The organism is Streptomyces cacaoi (assembly GCF_006539165.1).
Lineage (GTDB): Bacteria > Actinomycetota > Actinomycetes > Streptomycetales > Streptomycetaceae > Streptomyces > Streptomyces cacaoi.
The window spans coordinates 350,841-373,452 of the sequence record NZ_BJMM01000004.1; the positions used below are offsets into that span (position 1 = coordinate 350,841).

16 protein-coding genes are annotated in these 22,612 nt (G+C 72.7%); 9 read left to right on the top strand and 7 right to left on the bottom strand.

Features of this window, described 5'->3' with window-relative positions; all coding sequences use genetic code 11:
• Positions 1 to 2 precede the first annotated feature (2 nt).
• The 3 genes from SCA03_RS06965 to SCA03_RS06975 form a co-directional block, all read right to left on the bottom strand.
• Positions 3 to 752 carry an FHA domain-containing protein gene (locus SCA03_RS06965; protein ID WP_030874598.1) on the bottom strand — a complete coding sequence of 250 codons (750 nt, stop codon included), beginning with the start codon at positions 750 to 752 and terminating at the stop codon, positions 3 to 5.
• 207 nt (positions 753 to 959) lie between these two features.
• Positions 960 to 1,577: a hypothetical protein gene (locus SCA03_RS06970; protein ID WP_086817333.1), complete on the bottom strand. Its 618-nt coding sequence runs from the start codon at positions 1,575 to 1,577 to the stop codon at positions 960 to 962.
• Between the two features lie 234 nt (positions 1,578 to 1,811).
• Positions 1,812 to 2,708, bottom strand: a complete 897-nt coding sequence (locus SCA03_RS06975) for a hypothetical protein (protein WP_051846232.1) — start codon at positions 2,706 to 2,708, stop codon at positions 1,812 to 1,814.
• 211 nt (positions 2,709 to 2,919) lie between these two features.
• Here SCA03_RS06975 and SCA03_RS06980 point away from each other — a divergent pair, with 211 nt between their 5' ends.
• From SCA03_RS06980 to SCA03_RS06995, 4 genes are all read left to right on the top strand, one after another.
• A complete protein-coding gene (locus tag SCA03_RS06980) occupies positions 2,920 to 3,774 on the top strand; it encodes a bifunctional methylenetetrahydrofolate dehydrogenase/methenyltetrahydrofolate cyclohydrolase (RefSeq protein ID WP_030874593.1) in 855 nt (284 codons plus the stop codon).
• A 50-nt stretch (positions 3,775 to 3,824) separates the two neighbouring features.
• Positions 3,825 to 4,247: a DUF3017 domain-containing protein gene (locus tag SCA03_RS06985; protein WP_030889039.1), complete on the top strand. Its 423-nt coding sequence runs from the start codon at positions 3,825 to 3,827 to the stop codon at positions 4,245 to 4,247.
• A gap of 855 nt (positions 4,248 to 5,102) precedes the next feature.
• Entirely contained in the window at positions 5,103 to 6,389 is a 1,287-nt protein-coding gene (locus tag SCA03_RS06990) for a helix-turn-helix domain-containing protein (protein WP_030874588.1), read from the top strand.
• Positions 6,390 to 6,583: 194 nt separating this feature from the next.
• The gene (locus SCA03_RS06995) at positions 6,584 to 7,573 is read left to right on the top strand and encodes a malate dehydrogenase (protein WP_030874586.1); all 990 of its coding nucleotides are present in this window, start codon (positions 6,584 to 6,586) and stop codon (positions 7,571 to 7,573) included.
• Between the two features lie 111 nt (positions 7,574 to 7,684).
• Here the strand turns inward: SCA03_RS06995 and SCA03_RS07000 are convergent, their stop codons facing one another.
• Complete coding sequence (locus SCA03_RS07000; RefSeq protein WP_308697570.1) at positions 7,685 to 8,404, bottom strand: Uma2 family endonuclease; 720 nt, start codon at positions 8,402 to 8,404, stop codon at positions 7,685 to 7,687.
• 307 nt (positions 8,405 to 8,711) lie between these two features.
• Between SCA03_RS07000 and SCA03_RS07005 the strand changes: the two genes are divergently transcribed.
• Positions 8,712 to 12,761 (top strand): glycoside hydrolase family 2 TIM barrel-domain containing protein, encoded by a 4,050-nt coding sequence (locus tag SCA03_RS07005; protein WP_141275255.1) that lies wholly within the window; start codon positions 8,712 to 8,714, stop codon positions 12,759 to 12,761.
• Positions 12,762 to 12,990: 229 nt separating this feature from the next.
• Positions 12,991 to 13,524 carry an AAA family ATPase gene (locus SCA03_RS07010; RefSeq protein ID WP_086818027.1) on the top strand — a complete coding sequence of 178 codons (534 nt, stop codon included), beginning with the start codon at positions 12,991 to 12,993 and terminating at the stop codon, positions 13,522 to 13,524.
• A 16-nt stretch (positions 13,525 to 13,540) separates the two neighbouring features.
• Here SCA03_RS07010 and SCA03_RS07015 read toward each other — a convergent pair whose 3' ends face one another.
• From SCA03_RS07015 to SCA03_RS07025, 3 genes are all read right to left on the bottom strand, one after another.
• Positions 13,541 to 15,286, bottom strand: a complete 1,746-nt coding sequence (locus SCA03_RS07015) for a PE-PGRS family protein (RefSeq protein ID WP_230988511.1) — start codon at positions 15,284 to 15,286, stop codon at positions 13,541 to 13,543.
• A 278-nt stretch (positions 15,287 to 15,564) separates the two neighbouring features.
• Positions 15,565 to 16,794, bottom strand: a complete 1,230-nt coding sequence (gene thrS, locus SCA03_RS07020; RefSeq protein WP_086818025.1) for a threonine--tRNA ligase — start codon at positions 16,792 to 16,794, stop codon at positions 15,565 to 15,567.
• 234 nt (positions 16,795 to 17,028) lie between these two features.
• The gene (locus SCA03_RS07025) at positions 17,029 to 17,622 is read right to left on the bottom strand and encodes a hypothetical protein (RefSeq protein WP_230988512.1); all 594 of its coding nucleotides are present in this window, start codon (positions 17,620 to 17,622) and stop codon (positions 17,029 to 17,031) included.
• 494 nt (positions 17,623 to 18,116) lie between these two features.
• Here SCA03_RS07025 and SCA03_RS07030 point away from each other — a divergent pair, with 494 nt between their 5' ends.
• The 3 genes from SCA03_RS07030 (at position 18,117) to SCA03_RS07040 (ending at position 22,545) form a co-directional block, all read left to right on the top strand.
• Entirely contained in the window at positions 18,117 to 19,616 is a 1,500-nt protein-coding gene (locus SCA03_RS07030; RefSeq protein WP_030874571.1) for an aldehyde dehydrogenase family protein, read from the top strand.
• A gap of 245 nt (positions 19,617 to 19,861) precedes the next feature.
• Entirely contained in the window at positions 19,862 to 21,421 is a 1,560-nt protein-coding gene (locus SCA03_RS07035; RefSeq protein WP_086818212.1) for a GMC family oxidoreductase, read from the top strand.
• Positions 21,421 to 22,545, top strand: a complete 1,125-nt coding sequence (locus tag SCA03_RS07040; RefSeq protein WP_030874567.1) for a quaternary amine ABC transporter ATP-binding protein — start codon at positions 21,421 to 21,423, stop codon at positions 22,543 to 22,545. Before SCA03_RS07035 ends, SCA03_RS07040 begins: the two co-directional genes overlap by 1 nt.
• Positions 22,546 to 22,612: the final 67 nt, after the last annotated feature.

The window sequence follows — 22,612 nt, forward strand, 5'->3', positions numbered from 1 at the left end:
CGTCATGCGAGCACCCTTCCGGGCGCCCTGCCGGTGCCGTTCAGCAGTTCCAGGTCGTCCTCGTGCACCAGGTCGAAGCGGAGCGCCAGCGCGACGAGCATCTCCTTCTTCCCGTTCAGCCGCGCCCGGCCCTCGGCGGCCTCCTCCGGGCCCGGCTTGAGCCGCAGTTTGACGGCGAGGTAGTCGATGTTCCACTGCACCGAGGCCCGGCCGGCCTCCGGCCACACCGGGCGCAGCCGCTCCAGCAGCTTCTCCGTCGTCGGCAGCGGCGCGTACGGTTCGCCGCGCAGCCGCGGTTCGCACAGCGCCGCGAGCACGAGGAAGTACCGGGAGCCGCGGTCGAGCGGGAAGGCGGGCGTGGTGAGCGAGCCGTCGTCGCCGCTGGGCGCGGTGGGCAGGTAGTCGTGCCGCGGCGCCCACACCTCGAAGGTGACCAGCTCGTCCCCGGCGGGCAGCACCACGCGGGCGAACTCGAAGGGCACCGGGGCGTCCACCCGGCCCGGTGTCACCTTCATGTGCTCGCCCGCGCCCTCCGGGTTCTCCACGACGTAGGTGCGGTCCCGGGTGTGGTTGGCCAGCGTCCAGAACGAGCCGGAGGCGGTGATCCGCCCGGCGTTGCGGGAGACGCCCGCGTGCGGGATGACGAGCCCGCGGCCCCCGTCCCGGCCGAACGTGAGGCTCTCGCCGGGGGCCATCCGGATCTGCTCGTCAGGACCCCGGCATCCGGCCGGCACCACGATGATGCTGTGCATATCCATCCTTCCCCCGATGGCTGCGGATCAGGGTAGGGAGCTGACCGTGCCCCGGCCATCGCCGGGGCACAGAACGAGACACCAGCAACATGCCCGTTTCGGAAGGCGGCATTCGGGCCGCTTCCCGGCGTCCGGGCGGGCGCGGGCCGACGGCCCGCGGGGCGCCGGCGGCCGGGATCGCCGGGGCGCCGCCCGCGGGCAACGGGCTCAGTAGCGCGGCCTGTTGAACCAGTGGCCGGCCTGCGACATCGAGCAGAAGATGATCGTGAGGACGGCGGTGGCGAGCCACAGCAGGGCGATGACCATGGAGCCGCCGGCGCTGCTCTCGTCGGAGCCGATGGAGCCGAAGAAGGCGAGCATCGCCACGATGGTGTTGAGCGTCGCCCCGATGATCGCGGTGACCCGGGTGCCGGTCGCGCCCTTGCCGAACATCGAGGCGGGCACGATGTGCAGGGTGGCCATGCCGCCGAAGACGACGAAGCCGATCAGCGCGGCACCGAGCGCGCCGGCTCCGACGCTGTTGGCCACCGGCACGTCCCTGATCATGCTGTTCGCGGCCAGCCCGCCGATGAGCATCAGGACCGCCAGCAGCCCCCACAGGGAGCCGGCTATGAACAGCAGCACCCGCGCGGTGACGACCTGGCCCGGCATGGAGACGAACGGCTGCTGCATCGGACCGCCCGGGTAGGCGGGCATACCGGCCTGCGGGTAGCCGTAGCCCGGAGCGCCCTGCTGCGGGTAGCCGTACGGGGCACCGCCCTGCGGGGGCGCGTACGGGTTGTGCGGGTCGGGACCCGGGCTGCCGGGGGGCGGTGGGTAGCTCACGGACTGTTCCTCCGAGCGGTGTTGGGGACGGGCGGGCCGTGGGACTCGGGGGAAACCTCGCCCCTGCCCCTCGTGCAGATGCCGCCTTCCCCCGGTGGCGCCGTACCGCCGGCCCTCCCTTGTCATGCCCGGCGCCGTCGACCCATGGTGGTCGCCGCCCTGTGCCCTGTCCAGCCGGGTCGGCGGACTGTGGTGAATCCGAGACTCCGCAGCGCAGGGCCCTCGTGCCGGGCCTCAGCCGCCCGTCGGACCGTCCGGCGGCGCCAATTCACCGTCCAGCGCCCCGAGATGCTCCTCGCGCACCAGATCGAACCGGAGCGCCAGCTCGGCCAGCCAGCCGCTCCGGCCCGCCTCGTCCCCTTCGCGCGGCGGAGGAGCGCCCGGCATCCGCAGCCGCAGCTTCAGCGCCAGGTAGTCCAGGTTCCAGGTGACGGCCCGCTCGCTCACCTGCGGCCACACCCCGCGCAGCCGCCGGGCCAGCTCGCCGGGCGTCGGGACGGGCGCCGCGGCGTCGCCGCGCAGCCGCGGCTCGCACAGCGCGGCCAGGACGAGGAAGTAGCGCCGGGTGCGGTCCAGCGGGCAGGGCAGCGGCAGCGGTTCGTCCAGCCCGGGGCCGCCGGGCGGTCCGGCGGGCTCCGGCCCGTGCCCGGCCGCCGGCCCCGGGACGCGGTCGTGCCCGGGTCCCGCGGTCGCGGGCGGCGCCGCCCAGCGGGCCTCCGGGATGTCCGGCACCGTGGGACCGAACCCCCCGGCGGGGCCGGGGGGTTCGGGGTGCGCGAGGTAGTCGTGGCGGGGCGCCAGCACATCGAAGCCTGCTCTGCGGTCGCTCTCGCACAGGATGACCCGGGCGAACTCGAAGGGAACGGGCGCATCGGCCCTTCCCGGTGCGACCCGGATGCGCTCCCCGGCGCTCTCCGGGTTCTCCACCACATAGGTCAGGGCGCTGCTGAAGTTCGTCAGCACCCAGAAGGCGCCCGTCGCGGTCAGCTCGCCGGCCGCGCGCGGGACGGAGGAGTGCGGGACGCTCAGCCCGGCACCTGCCGGGAGCGTCCTGCCGAAGCGCAGCGTCTGTCCGGGCTCCAGCCGGTGCTCACCGGCCGGGCTGCGGGCACCGTCCGGGATGATGATCACGCTGAACACCCTCAGAAGACTATGACGGTGTGTGGCGTATCACAACGGAGCGTAGGGGTATCAGGGGTGCACACGCCTGTTCGGAAAGGTCGTCCGTGCGGCCGTCCGGTGATCGACGCGGGACCGCTTCCGCCCGGCGGCGGCACCCCTGGCCTGCGGGCGGCCGGCAGCCGACTGGTAACGGCGGCGCCGCATCCGCGAGGATGGGCGCATGACCGCCCAGATTCTCGACGGCAAGGCCACCGCAGCCGCCATCAAGACCGACCTCACCGCGCGAGTCGAGGCCCTCAAGGCCCGGGGGGTCACACCCGGGCTCGGCACCCTGCTCGTCGGGGACGACGTCGGCAGCCAGAAGTACGTCGCCGGCAAGCACCGCGACAGCCGGCAGATCGGCATCAACTCCCTCCAGCGCGAACTGCCCGCCACCGCGACGCAGGAGGAGATCGAGGCCGTCGTCCGCGAGCTGAACGAGGACCCGGCCTGCACCGGCTACATCGTCCAGCTGCCGCTGCCCCGCGGTATCGACACCCACCGCGTGCTGGAGCTGATGGATCCGGACAAGGACGCGGACGGCCTGCACCCCACCAACCTCGGCCGCCTCGTGCTGGGGCAGCCCGGTCCGCTGCCGTGCACGCCCGAGGGCATCATCGTGTTGCTGCGCCGCTACGGCGTCGAGTTGAACGGCGCGCACGTGGTCGTCGTGGGCCGCGGGGTCACCGCCGGCCGGCCGCTGCCGCTGCTGCTGACCCGGCGCAGCGAGAACGCCACGGTCACCCAGTGCCACACCGGCACCCGCGATCTGCCCGCCCTGCTGCGGCAGGCCGACATCGTCGTCGCGGCGGCCGGCGTCCCGCATCTGATCAAGCCGGAGGATGTGCGGCCGGGCGCCGCCGTGCTGGACGTGGGCGTCAGCCGGGACGAGAACGGCAAGATCGTCGGCGATGTGCACCCCGGTGTGCACGAGGTGGCCGGCTGGATCTCCCCCAACCCGGGCGGCGTCGGGCCGATGACCCGGGCGCAGCTGCTCGTCAACGTCGTCGCCGCCGCCGAGCGCGGCGCCGCCTGAGCCGCGGTGGGCACCACGAACGCGAGGAACCGGAAGCGGAGAGGACGGAGATGGGCGCAGTGAAGCGCGGCACCCCGGGAGGGACACGCACCAGGAGCCGCCGCTTCCCGGTGCTGACCCGGGACACGGCCCGCCCCGAGGGCGGCGGCCGGGCCATGAGCGGGGAGCACGCGGCGCCGTACCGGCAGTGGCCGCTGCTCGCCGTGTGCGCGGGCGTGCTCGTCGGACTGCTGGTGACGATCGGCCAGTTCCGGGCCGGGACGCTGATCATCGCCGCGGCCCTGCTGGCCGGTGCGGGCATGCGCTGGTGGCTGCCGGAGGTCGGCATGCTCGCGGTGCGCTCCCGCTACACGGACGTCGTCACCTACGGCGTGCTCGGCGTCGCGATCGCGCTGCTGGCGATGATGGCCCAGCCCGGGCCCTGGATCACCATCCCGTTCCTGGGCCGGGCCGTGCACTTCTCCGTCGGGTAGCCCGGTCCGGGCCGCCGGGGGGCGCTCGGTCCGCTCCTTCGGGGGCCCGGTCCGTCGGGTGGCCCGGGCCGGTCCGTCGGGGGCCCGGACCGCTCCTTCGGGTGGCCCGGTCCGGTCGGCGGGTGGCCCGGTCCGCCCGGCGGCTCCGTCCGCCCGGCGGCTCCGTCCGCCCGGCAGCTCCGTCCGCCCGGCGGCTCCGTCCGCCCGGCAGCTCCGTCCGCCGGGCGGCTCCGCTCCTGCGCTCGCGCGTCTCCGGGCACCCGCGCTTCCCGCATCCCCGTGCTCCCGGCGCTCCCGCGCTCCCGGCCGCTCCTCTGCTTCCCGCGCTCCCTGTGCACCCGGCGCTCCCCGCGTTCCCTGCGCGCCCGGCGCTCCCTGCGGGACGGCGGCCCGTCCTACCCCGTGTCAGGACGGACCGCCGCCGTGGGCACCGCACCGCCCGCGGGATGCCCGGCGGGCGGTGCGGGCCCGGCGAGATTCACCGACCGTCGACGCGTGGGGCAAGGATCCGCCTGACGCTGTGGCGGGCCGGTGACCGTTCCGCTACGCAGGGCGGGAAGTGTCGCGGAACCGTCAGCGCGGTGTACCGGCAGCCCGGCGAACGATCCGGCACCCGAGAAGCGCACGGCTGTTCCCCCGCGAAGGATGTGTCCGCTGTGCTGGCAAACTAGGGAGGCGTCGTGAACGACGGGTGCGCACCGGCGGGAGCTCGGGGCCGGAACGCCCCCGTGCGCCCCGCATTCCGGAACTGACAACCTGGCTGTCTGCATCCCCCTGGGTAGCCGGTCCCCGGTCCGGGGGGCCGCGGCGCGGTACGGGGGACGTCAGCACAGTCGGGGGGACAAGGGGGAGGCCATGCCTCGTTGGAAGGCGCTGCCGGACGAACTCGATCCGCAGATCAAGGAGTTCACGAGCCAGCTGCGTCGGCTCGTCGACCGCAGCGGTATGAGCATCGCCACCGTCGCCGACCGCACCGGCTACAGCAAGTCGTCGTGGGAGCGGTATCTCAACGGACGGCTGCTGCCGCCGCGCGGCGCCACCCAGGCGCTGGCCGAGGTCACCGGCACGGAGGTGCGCCACCTCGGCACGATGTGGGAGCTGGCCGAACGCGCCTGGAGCCGCAGCGAGATGCGGCACGACGTCACGATGGAGGCCATCCAGGTCGCCCAGGCCCGCGCGGCACTGGGCGTCGACGAGGACGAGAGCGCCAAGGGCCGCAAGCGGCGCAGAGGCAAGGGCGCCGCGCCCTCCACCGCCACCCCCGGCACGGCGGCCCCCGCGCCGGCCTCTCCCTCCGCGGGCTCCTCCCCCTCGCACGCCCCGTCCCAGGAGAAGAGCACACCGGACGACGGCACGCAGGTGCTGCGACGCACCGCCCCGGCACCCTCGGACCGCACGGCCCAGCTGCGCAGCCAGCTCGGCGGCACACCGACCGTCGCCCGGCCCGGGCAGCAGCGCGTCGACGTCTCGGCCTGGGGCGCCAAGCAGGACGCCCAGGCGCCCGCCACCGCAGCGCCGCCGACGGCCGCGATGTCGGCCACCACCGTCCAGCCGTCCGCCGCTTCCCCCGCGGCGGCCGGGCAGGGCGCGCCCCCCGGGAGCGGCGGGGGCGGTGACGGCGGCAGGAGCACCAAGAGCCCGGGGCGCCGCCGGACGACGATGTTCCTCGCGGGGCTCGTGGGCGCGCTCGTCGTGATCGCGGGCGCGGTGCTCTTCCTCGACCTCGGCGGCGGCGACGACGCCTCGGCCAAGCCGTCGCCCTCGCCCACGCAGAAGCACCGCGATCTGCCGGCGGGTGTGAAGTGCTCCGGCTCCGACTGCTCGGGCAAGGACCCGGAGGCCATGGGCTGCGGCGGGCAGCACGCCGCCACCAGCAGCTCCGGCTGGGTCGGCCCGTCCTTCGTCGAGGTCCGCTACAGCAAGGTGTGCAAGGCGTCCTGGGCCCGGATCACCAGCGCCACCACCGACGACGCGCTGCGCATCACCGGCCCCGACGGGCAGTCCGAGCGCGACGCGGTCGGCACGACGAACGACGCCTACACGCCGATGGTCGCCGTGCGCGGCCCGGACGACGCGCGGGCCTGCGCCACGCTCAAGGCCGGCGGCAAGGGCTGCACCGTCCCCGGCAGGATCGCCCGCTGACGCCGCCGGTCCCGCACCGCGCCCGTCCCGCGGCGTCCCTCGGCGGTCCGCTGCCGAACTCGCGTGCCCCCGGTGTCGCCTTCCGGCGACCCGGGGGCGAGCCGTGTGCCGGGTCGGATAGCCTGGCCACGGGTCTCTTGACGTAGAGAGACTTCGGCCACCCGCCAGCCACGTCAGGTACTACGGAGAACGCCATGACCCGCACTCCCGTGAACGTCACCGTCACCGGCGCAGCCGGCCAGATCGGCTACGCGCTGCTCTTCCGGATCGCCTCCGGCCAACTGCTGGGCGCCGATGTGCCGGTCAGGCTGCGCCTGCTGGAGATCACTCCGGCGCTGAAGGCCGCCGAGGGCACCGCCATGGAGCTGGACGACTGCGCCTTCCCGCTGCTGAAGGGCATCGACATCAGCGACGACCCGAACGTCGCCTTCGACGGTGCGAACGTCGCCCTGCTCGTCGGCGCCCGCCCCCGCACCAAGGGCATGGAGCGCGGTGACCTGCTGGAGGCGAACGGCGGCATCTTCAAGCCGCAGGGCAAGGCCATCAACGACCACGCGGCCGACGACATCAAGGTGCTGGTCGTCGGCAACCCGGCCAACACCAACGCGCTCATCGCGCAGGCCGCGGCGCCGGACGTGCCCGCCGAGCGGTTCACCGCCATGACCCGCCTCGACCACAACCGTGCGCTGACCCAGCTGGCGAAGAAGACCGGTTCGGACGTCGACCAGATCAAGAAGCTGACGATCTGGGGCAACCACTCCGCCACCCAGTACCCCGACATCTTCCACGCCGAGATCGCCGGCCGGAACGCCGCGCAGGTCGTCGACGACGAGAAGTGGCTGGCCGACGAGTTCATCCCGACGGTCGCCAAGCGCGGCGCCGCCATCATCGAGGCCCGCGGCGCCTCCTCGGCCGCGTCCGCCGCGAACGCCGCCATCGACCACGTCCACACCTGGGTCAACGGCACCGCCGACGGCGACTGGACCTCGATGGGCATCCCCTCCGACGGCTCCTACGGCGTGCCCGAGGGCATCATCTCCTCCTTCCCGGTCACCACGAAGGACGGCAAGTACGAGATCGTGCAGGGCCTGGAGATCAACGAGTTCTCCCGCACCCGGATCGACGCCTCCGTCAAGGAGCTGACCGACGAGCGCGACGCGGTCCGCGGCCTCGGCCTCATCTGAGCCGCACGGCCACCGCACACCGAAAGGGCCGGTACGGAACCCGCGTTCCGTACCGGCCCTTCGCGCTGTCGTGGGGACGCAGCCGTGCTGTCGTGGGCGCCGGACGTCTGCTCAGCCGTTCTCGCCCCGCGGTTTCTCCTCCTGCGCCGCCTGCTGCGGCTCCCGCTCCGGGCCCTCGTGCTGCGGCTCGCCCTGCTGCGGCGCGTCCTGCTCGGCGTCCTGCTTCGCCGTCCGTCCGGGCTCGACGGGGAAGTCCTTCGTCTCCAGCACCAGACCGACGACGGTGCCCGTCAGATCGACCGGCTCGCCGTACTCCACCGTGCAGTCCTGCTTGTACTCGCGCCCCTGCGGCCGGGTGAACACCCGGCACCTGCGCAGATAGGGGTCGGCGACGACGTACACCGGGACACCGGCCTGCGCGTAGGCGTTCATCTTGGGGCCGTAGTCGTTGTGCGCGGTGCCGCGCGAGATGACCTCGGCGACGAACTCGACGTCCCGCGCCCGCCACCGGCCGAGCCCGTCCTTGCGGGCGCCCCGGCTCAGCAGCGCCACGTCCGGTGCGAAGCCGTTCCTGTGGCCGGGGAAGTCGATACGGACGTCGGACAGTACGTTGACGTCCATCCCGAATCGGTCCTCCACGGCCCGGATGATCCGACGGATCGTCTGCCAGTGTGTGTCCCGCTGCGGCGTCATGAAGACGGTCCCCTCGACAATCTCGACCTTGTAGCCGTCGGGGACGGGCATGTGCTCCAGCAGCTCGAACAGCTCGTCGAGGTCGGGCTCGTCGCTGTTCGCCATCCTGCTCTCGATCCGCTCAGGTGCGATGGTCACGGTGCGCTCCTCCCCACTGCCGCGCGTCCGGCGCATGCAGCCGCATAGGTCAACGATACGCAGCCGGACGGAGATACGAGGGAGCGCTGCGCGAGGGATTGATCGGAGCTGTGGGGGAGGGGGCGGCTCGGGTGGTCGGGTTCGGGTGCAAGAAATTGCGTGGTTTCCGGCTCTTGATGGCGTCAACTGGCGCCAGTACCTTCTGCGTTCAGGAGTGAAGCTCTCATTCATGTAGTCGAACCTCCCCAGACATCGGATATCTGAGGCTGAACGGCACGTCCCCGAACCCCTTTTTCCGGAGGACCGCGTGCACTTCTCCAGGGCAGGAACAGGCAGCAGCAGACGCATCCGGCCGGTACGGCGCAGGCTGCGCGGGGCGCTCGTGGCCGTGCTCGCCGCCGCGGTGGGCGCGACCCCCGTGGCGGCGGGCGCGGCGGACACCTCCCGCGCCCCGCGCGGAAGCGGCACGGACGCCTTCGTCGTCCACGCGGCGCCCGACGGACGGGGCGCGGCGTGCACCGCCGAGGCCCCGTGCGGGCTGACCGCCGCGCGGGACGCGGCCCGGGAGCACACGGCGGACGGCGATGTCACCGTTCTGCTCGGCGGCGGAAGCTACCGGCTGACCGGGCCGCTGAAGCTGACCGCACGGGACGGCGGGCGCGCGGGCCACCGGGTGACCTGGCGCGCCGCGCCCGGCGAGCGGCCCGTGCTGGACGGCGGGGTGCGGGTCACCGGCTGGGAGCGCAGCGGGAAGCGGGCCCGGGGCCGGGAGGTCTGGCAGGCGCGGGTGCCGGAGAAGCTGGCCGCGCGGCAGATCTATGTCGACGGGAAGCGTGCCGTGCGGGCCCGCAGCGGGCGGTGCGCGAAGGACGCGTGCAAGGTCACGGCGGACGGGCTGACCGGGGTCGACGCGGCCCTGCCCGGCCTGGACGACTTCGCGCACCCGGAGGATCTGGAGGCCGTCACCCATGTGCAGTGGCGGGAGTTCCGCTGCGGCGTGGCGAAGGCGGACGGCGCGTCGGTGCGTCTGGACAAGCCGTGCTGGGACAACCAGGCGCTGAAGACCGAGACCGGCTGGGAGACGGCGGCGCCGGTCAGCGACCGCTACGACGGCATCGACTGGTTCGAGGGCGCGTACGAACTCCTGGGCACGCCGGGGCAGTTCCATCTGGACCGGCGCGCGGACACCCTGTACTACGTCCCGCGCGCGGGTGAGGACATGGCGCACGCCGATGTCCGCGCGCCCGTCGCGCGGCAACTGCTCACCGTCACGGGCACGGTGGACCAACCGGTACGGAACCTCACCTTCGAGGGGATCGGCTTCGCGCACACGGCCTGGAACCGGACCGACGGGCCGGACGGCTATGTCGCCGGGCAGGCCGGGCACCACGTCCAGGGGGCGCCCACCGGTATGCAGCCGGGGGACGGCGAGCAGTACGCGCGCATCCCCTCGGCCGTGCAGGTCACCGCAGGGCGGAACATCGTCTTCCGGAAGGGGAGTTGGCGGCATCTCGGAGCCGGCGGGATCGATCTGTCGGGCGGCACCGACGACAGCACCGTCGAACGGAGCACGTTCACCGATCTGTCCGGCGGCGGCGTCTTCGTCGGTGACACCGTCGCCCGGCCGAAGGACCCGCGCACCCGCTCCCGCGACAACGTCGTGCGGCGGAACGAGTTCACGCACGTCGCCCGCGAGTACCGGGACAACGTCGGCATCTTCGGCGGCTACAACGACGGCCTCGCGATCGACCACAACACCGTCAGCCAGCTGCCCTACACCGCGATCTCCGTCGGCTGGGGCTGGAACCACGTCGGCGAGGAGGACGTCCAGCGCGACGTCGTCGTCTCGCACAACCGGATCCACGACCACATGCGCACCCTGCGCGACGGCGCCGCGATCTACACCCAGGGCCAGTCGCCCGGTTCGAAGGTGTACGCCAACTCCATCGACACCGCGCAGGCGGCCACCGGGAACGGCATCTACCACGACGAGCGCAGCCGGCACTGGACGACCACGAAGAACGTCGTGTGGCACATCACCGACCACGACCTGGAGAAGACCGACGTCAAATGGCTGTCCGCCTGGGCCTCCTGGGGCGGCTGGAACATCGCGAAGGACAACTGGACCGACGACCCCCGGCCCGGCAAGTCCGGCTCCGACAAGAACATCTTCGAGCCCAACCATCTCGGCTTGAAAACGCTCCCCGCCGCCGCCCGCAGGGTGGTGCGCGCAGCCGGGCACGACGCGCCCGAGGCGGACCGCAGCGTGCGGTTCATCAGCCCGCGCCCCGGCAGCGCCACCGTGCGCGGCACCACCGACATCGAGGTCACCGCGCCCTACGACACCCGCACCGTGCGGTTCTCCGTGGACGGCGTCGCCCTCTCCGAGATGACACGGAAGTACGCGGACGGCACCGGGCGCGACGCCCTGTGGCGGGTCGCCGCCGAGGCCGACTGGCTGCCGCGCGGCACCCGCACCCTGCGCGCCGAGGCCGTCACCGGCCAGGGAACCCTCGTCGCCGAACAGCGGATCCGGGTCGGCCGCTCCGCACACGCGCGGCAGGCCGCCGCCCAACGCCCCGCCGGGAGCCGCTCCCTGAACGGTGCCTGGCGGTTCGCCGTCGAGGACGAACTCCCGGACGGCGCGCTGGAGGGCGGGACACCGCCCGCCGCACGGACGGACTTCGACGAGTCGGACATGACGCGCATCCAGGTGCCCAGCTCCTTCGGCGCCGTACGGGAGAAGTGGAACGCGCACGAGGGCCATCTCTCCGCCTACCGGCGCACGTTCGCCACCCCGCGCGGGCACGCGGCCGGGCAGGACGGAGGCCGGGACGCGGGCGGGAAAGCGGGCACGGACCGGGCCCGGAGCGGCGAGCGGCTCTCCCTCGTCGCCGAGTCCTGCTACTTCCACTGCCGCTACTTCGTCAACGGCGAGGAGGTCGGCACCTCCACCGGCGGCCATCTGCCCGAACGGCTCGACGTCACCGACGCCGTGCACAGCCGGCCCGGCAGCCGCAACCAGCTCACCGTCCTCGTCGACAACCGCAACAGCGAGACCATCAAGCCCTACGGCATCAACCAGGACCTGTACTGGAACTGGGGCGGCATCCAGCAGGAGATCCGGCTGGAGCGCACCCGGCCCGCCCAGCTCACCTCCGTCACCGCGCAGGGCGCGGCCGACGGCACCCTCCAACTGCGGGCCACCGGCGTCAACACCACCGGCGGCGAGCGGCGCGTGCCCGCGCGGGTACGGCTCACCGGGCCCGGCGGCAAGGCGACACAGCACCGGGTGACCTTCACCCTGCCGAAGGGCTCCGGCCCCGGCGGCGTCGCCGCATCCGGCGCGGAGACACTGCGCCTCGCCGACCCGCAGCTGTGGACGCTGGAGAAACCCCGGCTGTACGACGTGCGGGTCGACCCGCGGAACGGCCCCCGGCTGCACACCCGGACGGGCTTTCGCACCGTCTCCGTGCGCGGCGGCGACGTCCTGCTGAACGGACACGTCGTGCACAACCTCAAGGGCTTCAACCGGCACGCCGACTACCCCGGGCTCGGCCGCACCGACCCCGCCGGGCTCTCCCACCGGGAGCTGAAGAAGCTGCACGACGACGGGTTCCGGCTCTTCCGGCCCGGGCACTACCCGACGACGCCGGCGCTGCTGGACGCCGCCGACGAACTCGGCTTCCTCGTCGTCGAGGAGATCAACGTGACCCAGGCGGACGCCGGACAGCTCGCCTCCGCGAAGACCCGCACCTTCGCCGAGGACCGGCTGCGCCGCATGATCAGCCGGGACCGGGGACACCCCAGCGTGTTCGCCTGGAGCGTCGGCAACGAGAACCACACCCAGACCGACGCCGGGGCCGACTACGTCCGCGACCTCATCGCCTACGGCAAGAAGCGCGACGACAGCCGGCTCTACACCGAGGTCAGCGCCTGGCACACGGACGACAGGTCCTACGCCTACCAGGACATCGTCCTCGCGAACATCTACTCGGGCTGGTACTACGGCGACGCCGACGACGTGGCCTCGCTCACCGACGCCATCCAGCGCAAGGCCGGCGGCAAACCGCTCGTCGTCAGCGAGTACGGGGCCGAGGCGGTCAAGGGACGGCCCGGCACCGGCAAGGGCACCGAGGAGTACCAGGCCGAACTCGTCGCCGCCTACGCCCGGCAACTCGACCACCGCCCGCACACCCTCGGCGCCATGTACTGGCCGTCCAGCGAGTTCATGCTCACCCCCGAGGGCGGCGGCGGAAACCCCGTCACCGTACGCGGCTTCCACAACAAGGGCCTGCTGACCTGGTTCCGCGAACCGAAGAAGGCGTACGGCGTACTGACAGGCACATCCTCCTGAACGGCCCGGTCGCGCGGGGCCCGGACCGATCGCCACGGGGTGGCGATCCGAAACGGGCCCCGGGCGGCGGACGGTTCGGCGTGCGCGGCCGGGTGCCGGTGGGGACGCCGTGCCGTGTTCGGTTCCGGTGGGCCGCGTAACGTTTCGCTGTATGACGTCGTCTGGCAGGGAGCGAACGGGGTGGCGGGCCGGCAGGGGGCGGGAGGCCGGTTGTGAGGCGGGGCGGGCGGTGTATCTCGTCACGGGGATTCCCGCTGCGGGGAAGTCGACCGTCGCGCAGTTGCTGGCGGAGCGGTTGCCGAGGTCGGTGCATGTGCGCGGGGACGTGTTCCGGCGGATGGTGGTCAGTGGGCGGGCGGAGATGACGGGTGAGCCCTCGGCGGAGGCCGTGGAGCAGCTCCGGCTGCGGCATCAGTTGACGGCGCAGGTCGTCGACGGCTACTTCGCGGCCGGGTTCACCGTCGTCGCGCAGGACGTCCTTCTCGGCGAGCACCTGGCGTGGACGGTCGGGCGGATCCGCAGCCGGCCGCTCCATGTGATCGCTCTGGCCCCGCGTCCGGAGGCCGTCGCCGCGCGGGACGCCGTCAGGGCCAAGACCGCCTACGACGCCTGGGAGGCGGGCCCTCTCGACCGTGTGCTGCGGGAGGAGACGCCGCGTCTCGGGCTCTGGATCGACAGCTCGGAGCAGACCGCCGAGCAGACCGTCGACGAGATCCTCGCCAAGGCGCCCGCGCAGGCGCGCATCGCCGCCCCCGGGGCCTGAGCCGTCGCGCTTGTGCTCACTGCGGCCGGGGCCGCGGGCCGATCAGTTGTTCGTAGGCGCGGCGCTTGGCCGAGACGGTCGTGGCCGCTTCGAGGTCCCGCTCCCAATCCTGCTGGATCTCCTTCAGGAAGACCCGCCAGTCGCCGCTCTCGTGGGACGCGCCCATCGCCCGCAGATCGACGAGGCGTTCGTTCTTGCCGGTGCCGCCGGAGCCGATCTTGTCGCCCTTGTGGCCGTGCAGGACGGACTCGGGGTTCGCGGTGGCCTCGGTGGAACGGAAGTCGTGCGTGTAGCCGACGGGGCTGCGGGCGTGCGGCGCGATGGTCTCGATGCCGATCTGGAGGGAGCCGTCCTTCTCCATGGTCGGACGGTGGTAGACCAGCAGGATGTGGCCGTACGAGCCGTTCGGCAGCACCATGTCGCCGTTCCAGTCCTTGGATCCGAGCCCGCCGCCGGAGATGTCGCGGCCCCACAGCTTCGGCCGGGAGGCGCCGACGGAGACCGCGTTCGTGATAGCTGCCAGGCCGCCGCCCTTCTCCTTGAAGGCGCCCTCCTCGCCGTCCTTGTTGGCGCCGATGGAGGTGCGGTGCGTGGCGAAGCCCCGCTTGGACACGTTCTCCGCGACCTCCCCCTCGGTGGCGCTCCGGGTCGCGCCCAGGAAGTGGGGCAGCCAGTAGGCGGCCTCGTCCTGCGAACTCAGCGCGGGAATACGTACGTTGACGCGCCCGCCGTGGGCCAGCGCGCGGATGATGTCCTTCTCGTGGTCCACCACATGCTTCTTCTCCTTCGCGTCGTACAGCTGGAGCCCGTGGCGCAGGACGAGCAGGATCCTGGTGAGCATCTCGCGGGCCTCGGCGTCCTTCTTGCCCGTGGCGGAGTCCGCCTTCGGGGCGGCGTCGCGGTGCCGGCGGGCGTCGGCCATGCCGTCCGGGTGGAGGGTGTCGAGGGCGGTGTCCCGGATCTGCTGGTCGCGCTCGCGCTTCAGCTCCGCGCGGGTGTCCGGCTCGGTGTTCTTCCCCTGGGTGATCATGAACCGGCCGAGTGTGTAGGCCGGGTCCGTCGGCGTGAGGGCCTGTGCACCTCTCTTGCTCGGGAGGTTGTTCTCGTACGCCACTGACGCGGTGAGCAGCCGCTTGCCCGCGGGCAGTTTCAGCCAGTCGTCGAACCGCCCGGCGGTGTACTTCTCGGCCTCCTCGTAGGTGCCGATGCCCACCGCCCGCAGCCACTTCGGTGCGCTTGTGGACAGCGACTTGATCTTCTTCAGGTCGTCTTCGCCGAACACCTCGCCGCGCATCACCCGCCGGTCCAGGGCCTTCCGCAGCCGGGCGGGCCCCTGGACCATCCACTGCTCGGGCCACCAGGTGCCGGGCGCGAAGATGTTCCGCTTGTTCTTGTCCTGGATCGCGCCTTTCGCGATCGACCTGCTGAGCTCGGCGATGAGCTCCTTGACCCCCGGGGCGGGTTCCGTCACCGGCTCGGCCGCCCCGGCGGCGGGTTCCTCGGCGGTGGCCGGCTGCTCGGTGCCGGCCCGTTGGACGGTGGCGGTCCGCTGGACGGTGGAGTGCCGGACGGTCGGCCGCCGGGCGGCGGGCCGCTGGGCGGTCGGCTGGTCGGTGGCCTCGTGCTCGGCGCGCAGCATCGCCAGCACCGCCTGGTTGCCGACGCGGGCCTGCATACCCAGCAACCCGCCGGGGAGGGGCGCGCGTTCGGCGTTCTCCCGACTGTCCGGCGCGGTGGAACGGCTCCTGTCGTGCGATCTCATCGACGCCCCTTGACCGAGAGCAGTGCAAGGAACGTAGACCGCCGGCGTCCCCACCGAAACCCCCTGCCCACCGGGGCCGGCCGGCCGACCGGCCCCGGCGCGCGGCCGACCAGGGACGTTGCATCTTCGGACATCGGCCCCGCCGGAAGATGTGCCCCGCGGGGCAGCCCTCCTGCCCCGCGGACGTGCGGCGCCTCCTGCCCCGTGGGCCCGCGGCACCTCCCGTGCCGGGCACACAGCCGAAGCCCCGTGCCCGGCTGCGGAGTTCGCCTCCCCTCTTACACGTCGCTCCACAACTCGGGGCCGTGGGCGGCGGCACGGGCGACCAGACGGGCCAGGAGTTCATCGGTGGGGCGTGGGGCGAGGCGGCGGCCGTCGCGCAGGCGGAGGGCGACCAGGCCGGCCGAGGTCTCCCGGGGGCCGAGGACGGCCTGGTAGGGGACGAGGCGTGCGGTGCGGATGCGGGCCCCCAGGCTGCCGCGGTCGGGGGCGGCGACGTCGGCGCGGAGCCCGAGTTCGGTGCAGCGCCGGACGAGGGCCTCGGCGTGGGGCAGTTCGGCGTCCGAGACGGGCAGGGCCACCAGCTGGGTCGGCGCGAGCCAGGGCGGGAAGGCGCCACCGGTCCGTTCGACGAGGTGGGCGACGGCGCGCTCGACGCTGCCGATGACGCTGCGGTGCACCATGACCGGCCGGTGCCGGGCGCCGTCGGCGCCGATGTAGTGCAGCGCGAACCGTTCCGGCTGGTGGAAGTCGATCTGGACGGTGGAGAGGGTGGACTCCCGGCCCGCGCCGTCGGCGACCTGGACATCGATCTTCGGCCCGTAGAAGGCGGCTTCGCCCTCGGCCGGCTCGTAGGGGAGCCCGCTGTGCTCCAGCACCTCGGTCAGCAGGGCGGTGGACCGCCGCCACAGTTCGGGGGCCGCGACGTACTTCCCGCCGGGCCCGGGCAGGGAGAGCCGGTAGCGGGCGGGGGTGATGCCCAGCGCCCGGTGGGCCCGGCGGATCATCTCCAGTGCGCCGCGGGCCTCGTCGGCGGCCTGCTCCAGGGTGCAGAAGACATGTGCGTCGTTGAGCTGGATGGCCCGTACGCGGTTCAGGCCGCCCAGCACGCCGGACAGCTCGAAGCGGTACATGCCGCCCAACTCGGCCATGCGGTAGGGGAGTTCGCGGTGGCTGCGGGAGCGGGACCGGAAGATCAGCGCGTGGTGCGGGCACAGGCCGGGCCGGAGCACGATCTGCTCGCCGTCCAGGTCCAGTGGCGGGAACATGTCGTCGCTGTAGTGCGACCAGTGTCCGGAGATCTCGTACAGCTCGCGCTTGCCGAGCACGGGCGAGTACACGTGCCGGTAGCTGGCGCGCCGTTCCTCGGCCCGGATGTACTCCTCCAGGGCGTGCCGGACGGTGGCGCCGTCGGGCAGCCAGTAGGGGAGTCCCGCGCCGATGAGCGGGTCGGTGCCGAACAGGCCGAGTGCGCGGCCGAGTCGGCGGTGGTCGTGCGGGGCGGTCATCGCGGTCTCCTCGCGGTGGGGCGGGGCGGGCGAGGGGTTCCCGTGACGACACGACGAAGCCCCGGGTGCTCGCCCCGGGGCTGGTCGAAAAGGCTGTCAGCGCGCCGGGATCTCGTCCGGCGTCGTCGTCAGTGCGGAGTGCTGTGCGGTGGGCATGGACGGACCCTAACCGGGGCCGGGGGCCCGGGTCGCTGGATTTTCCGGTGCGGCCCCGGGGCGCCCGCCGGGTGCGGGTCAGACGGACTCCTTCGGGGTGCTGTCCATGTGGGAGAAGGCGTCGCGGAGTTCGTCGGCCGTCATGGTGCGGTCGGCCGGCGGGGTCCGGGCGGGGACGTTCCTGTCGTAGCGGTCGAGGGTGATGCGGTCCTCGTTGCCGTCGGCGGTGCGGTCCAGCCGCAGCGGCTGGGGTTTGCCGTCGGCGGCGACCAGCATGCGGACGCGTACGTCGTCGCGGGCGCGGGTGACGGGCACCGCCTTGCGGCCGTCGACGTCGGTGACGGGGCCGCGCTTCCAGTGGGGCCCCGGGCTGTCGAGGGCGCCGGAGGCGGAGCGGAAGGCGTCGAGGTCGCAGGCGTTCGCCAGGCCCTTGCTGCCCAGTTCGTCGTCCTGCGTGGAGCCCTTGATGTAGCGGCCGCGTACCCGGTCAGCGGCCTGTGCGCCCTGCTCCTCGCCGAGCTGGGCCTTCCAGAAGGCGGCGTCGGGCTTGAGCCAGATCGTGCCGCCGCGTTTGACGATCTGCACCGATCCCTTGCGCGGAACCTGGATTTTTCCGGCGCAATTCGCCTTCTCGTCGAGGGCCAGTTTCAGCGTGAGATCCGGTGCTTTCATCTGTAGTCGGAGCGATCGTGCGGAATTCAGCTGTTTCGATGCTTTCTCCGCTATTTCCTCGCCGGACAACTCTGCGGTGTCCGCGCCGTCACGCTCGGTTCCGATGCTGGGCGGGGCGGCGTTCGCCGGCGTCACCAGCCCGCCTCCCGCCGCCGTCGTCGCAGCGCAGGCGACTGCGAGAAGTGCTGTGCGGTGCCGCTTTCGCATGTGGTGGCTCCGATCGGCCGTCGGTCACGCAGTCCGTTGCCGTACCGAGTCCCGAGCTGCCCCGTACTGACAAATGCGGACATGGGCCTACTTACCGTACGTTGCGCGCTCGGCTGTCGCACCTCGAACAGTGAGGAAGACCACTCGCCCGCGAATTCCAGACATGGTTTCGCGGAGACGGGGCAGGGTTCCGTCTTGCCATCTGCCCAGGTGCAGGGCAAAAGCCCCCAGGCGGGGGCACCGGGGACCCCCCGGAGGAAAGCAGTGCAAGGGAAGGCAGTACCCAGGTGTCCGTAACGGAAAGCATTCATATCGACGGTGAGTGGCGGACGGCCGCGGGTGGCGGGACGCGGGACGTCCTGGACCCGGCGGACGCCACCACGCTCGCCGTCGTCGCCGAGGGCGACGCGAAGGACACCGACGCAGCCATCGCCGCGGCCCGCCGCGCCTTCGACGAGGGCACCTGGCCGCACACCGCCACCGCGGAACGCGCCGCGCTGCTGCGCCGCGTGGCCGACCTGCTCCAGCGCGACCGCGAGGAGATCGCGCTGATCGAGTCCCGGGACACCGGCAAGACGCTGGAGGAGGGCCGCGTCGACGTCGACGACGTGACCGCCGCCTTCCGCTACTTCGCCGACCTCGTCGTCAACGAGACCGGCCGCGTGGTCGACGCCGGGGACCCGGACGTGCACAGCGTCGTCGTGCACGAGCCCGTGGGCGTCTGCGCGATGATCACGCCCTGGAACTATCCGCTGCTCCAGGCCAGCTGGAAGGTGGCCCCGGCGCTGGCGGCGGGCAACACCTTCGTCATCAAGCCCAGCGAAGTCACCCCGATGTCCACCGTGCACCTGGTGAAGCTGCTGGCCGAGGCGGGGCTGCCGGCAGGGGTGGCCAACCTGGTGACCGGCGCCGGCGACCCGGTCGGCGCGCGGCTGTCCGAGCACCCGGACGTCGACCTCGTGTCGTTCACCGGCGGGCTGGCCAGCGGCACCAAGGTCGCCCAGGCCGCGGCGCCCGGCGTCAAGAAGGTCGCGCTGGAGCTGGGCGGCAAGAACCCGAACGTGGTGTTCGCCGACGCCTGCGCCACCGACGAGGGCTTCGACACCGCCGTCGACCAGGCGCTGAACGCGGCCTTCATCCACAGCGGCCAGGTCTGCTCGGCCGGCGCCCGGCTGATCATCGAGGCGTCCGTCAAGGACCGCTTCGTGGCCGAACTCGCCGAGCGCGCCCGGAAGATCCGGCTGGGCCGCGGCACCGCGGACGGCGTCGAGTGCGGCCCGCTCGTCTCCCGGCAGCAGCTGGAGAAGACCGAGGGCTATGTGGCGAGCGCCCGCGAGGAGGGCGCGACGGTGGTGTGCGGCGGCGCCCGCCCCGAGCCGTCCGAGGTCCGCCCCGCCGAGGGCTACTTCTATCTGCCGACCGTGCTGGACGACTGCCACCGCGGGATGCGCGTCATCCGCGAGGAGACGTTCGGCCCGATCCTGACCGTCGAGACCTTCACGACGGAGGACGAGGCGGTCGCGCTGGCCAACGACACCGACTACGGCCTGGCCGGTGGCGTCTTCTCCGGCGACACCGCGCGTGCCCGCCGCGTCGCCGCGCGGCTGCGGCACGGCACCGTGTGGATCAACGATTTCCACCCCTACCTGCCGCAGGCCGAGTGGGGAGGCTTCGGAAAGTCCGGCGTCGGCCGGGAGCTGGGCCCGCACGGCCTGGCCGAGTACCGCGAGACCAAGCACGTCTACGAGAACCTGCGGCCCACCCCCGTCCGCTGGTTCGCCGGCTGAGCCGGCCGTGCGCGCGCGGCGGCCGGTCGACCACCGTCCGTCGCGCCGGCGGCCCCTCCGGCCGGGACCCGGGCCCGGGCCCGGACACCGCCGGGACGGATCCGTCCCGGCGGCGGCCCGCCCGTATCCCGTGAGGTCCCGTACGCCCGGCAGCCCCGCGCACCCGACCCCCACGACCCCGCACGACCCCCGAACGTCCGCGATCCTTCGCGGACGTGTGGACCCCCTCAAGGAGCAAGACCCGCATGTCCAGCCCCCAGTCCCCCTACGACTACGTGATCGTCGGCGGCGGAACGGCCGGCTCCGTGATCGCCTCGCGGCTCACCGAGGACCCGGACGTCACCGTCGCGCTGATCGAGGGCGGCCCCTCCGACATCGACCGCCCCGAGGTCCTCACGCTGCGCAAGTGGCTCGGCCTGCTCGGCGGTGAACTCGACTACGAGTACACGACGACCGAACAGCCCCGCGGCAACTCCCACATCCTGCACAGCCGGGCCAAGGTGCTGGGCGGCTGCTCCTCGCACAACACGCTCATATCCTTCAAGCCGCTGCCGTCCGACTGGGACGAGTGGGAGGCGAACGGCGCCGCCGGCTGGGGCGCCGAGGCGATGGAGCCCTACTTCGGCAAGCTGCGCAACAACATCGTGCGCGTCGCCAAGAAGGACCAGAACGCCATCGCGCAGGACTGGATCGACGCCGCCAAGGACGCCCTGGACGTGCCCGAGGTCGTCGGCTTCAACGACCGGCCGTTCGAGGAGGGCGTCGGCTTCTTCGACCTCTCCTACCACCCGGAGAACAACAAGCGCTCCTCCGCCTCCGTCGCCTACCTGCACCCGCACATCGAGGCCGGCGACCGCCCCAACCTGCACATCCTGCTGGAGACCTGGGCGTACAAGCTGGAGCTGGACGGCAAGCGCGCCACCGGCGTCCATGTGCGCCGCAAGGACGGCACCGAGCAGCTGCTGACCGCGAAGCGGGAGGTGCTGGTGTGCGCCGGCGCCGTCGACACGCCGCGGCTGCTGAACCACTCCGGCATCGGCCGCCGGCAGGACCTGGAGGCGCTGGGGATCCCGGTCGTGCACGACCTTCAGGGCGTGGGCGAGAACCTCATCGACCACCCCGAGTCGGTGATCGTGTGGGAGACCGACGGGCCGATCCCGGAGAACTCCGCGATGGACTCCGACGCCGGTCTGTTCGTCAAGCGGGACCCGGACCACAAGGGGCCCGACCTGATGTTCCACTTCTACCAGATCCCCTTCACCGACAACCCCGAGCGGCTGGGGTACGAACGCCCCGAGCACGGCGTGTCGATGACGCCGAACATCCCCAAGTCCCGCTCCCGCGGCCGCGTCTACCTCACCTCCGCCGACCCGGAGGTCAAGCCCGCCCTCGACTTCAAGTACTTCGAGGACGAGGACGACTACGACGGCCGCACCCTCGTCGACGGCATCAAGCTGGCCCGCAAGGTCGCGCAGGCCGAGCCGTTCGCCAAGTGGCTCAAGCGTGAGGTCTTCCCCGGCCCCGAGGTCACCTCCGACGAGGAGATCAGCGAACTGGTGCGCAAGGCAGCGCACACCGTCTACCACCCGGCGGGCACCTGCCGCATGGGTGCGGCGGACGACGAACTCGCCGTCGTCGACCCCGAGTTGCGTATCCGGGGACTGGAGGGCATCCGTATCGCGGACGCCTCCGTCTTCCCGACCATGCCCGCCGTCAACCCGATGATCGGCGTGCTGATGCTCGGTGAGAAGGCGGTCGATCTCATCCGGCCCGACGAGACCACGGCACCGGGAGGTGTTGCGTGATGTCCGAGACCACCGAGGCAGCCACCGCGGCGGAGCGGAACACGAGCGCGGACGAGGCGGGCAAGGCCGTCTTCTCCGTCCGCAACCTGTGGAAGGTGTTCGGCCCCAAGGCCGAACGGATCCCGCACGACGAGTCCGTGACCGGCCTGTCGCAGGCCGAGCTGCGGGAGAAGACCGGCTGCACGGCGGCCGTCCGCGACGTCTCCTTCGACGTGCGCAAAGGCGAGGTCTTCGTCGTCATGGGCCTGTCCGGCTCCGGCAAGTCCACCCTGGTGCGCTGTCTGACCCGGCTGATCGAACCCACGGCGGGCACCCTGGAGTTCAACGGTGACGACGTCATCGGCATGGACAAGGACCGGCTGCGCGAGCTGCGCCGGCACCGGGCCTCGATGGTGTTCCAGAACTTCGGCCTGCTGCCGCACCGCACCGTCGTCGACAACGTCGCCTACGGCCTGGAGATCCAGGGCGTCGGCAGGGCCGAACGCCGCGCCCGCGCCGCCGAGATGGTCACCAAGGTCGGCCTCGACGGCCTCGGCGAGCGCCGCCCCGGCCAGCTCTCCGGCGGCCAGCAGCAGCGCGTCGGCCTGGCCCGCGCCCTCGCCGTCGACCCCGAGGTCCTGCTGTTCGACGAGCCGTTCAGCGCGCTCGACCCGCTGATCCGGCGCGACATGCAGGAGGAGGTCATCCGGCTGCACAGCGAAGAGGGCCGCACGATGGTCTTCATCACCCACGACCTCAACGAGGCGCTGCGCTTGGGCGACCGCATCGCCCTGATGCGCGACGGCCAGGTCGTCCAGCTGGGCACCCCCGAGGAGATCGTCGCCAACCCCGCCGACGAGTACGTGCGCGACTTCGTCCGCGACGTCCCCCGCGAGCAGGTCATCTCGGTGCGCCGCGCGATGCGCCCCTGCAAGAAGGGCGAGGCCGACACCGGCGCCGCGCTGGAGCCCGACACCCTCGTCGTGGACGCCGTCGAGGCCGTCGCCCGCAGCGGCGAGCACTGCCGCGTCGTGGAGAACGGCCGCACCCTCGGCGTCGTCGACAACGCCCGCCTGCTGAACGTCGTCGCCGGGCTGACCGGCGAGGAGGACGGCGGCGAACAGAAGGCGGTGGCCGCCGTATGAGCAACCACCGCCTCGCCCCCGCCGCTCGGCCCGCCGCCCGCCGGACGCTCCGCCGTACCGGCCCGCG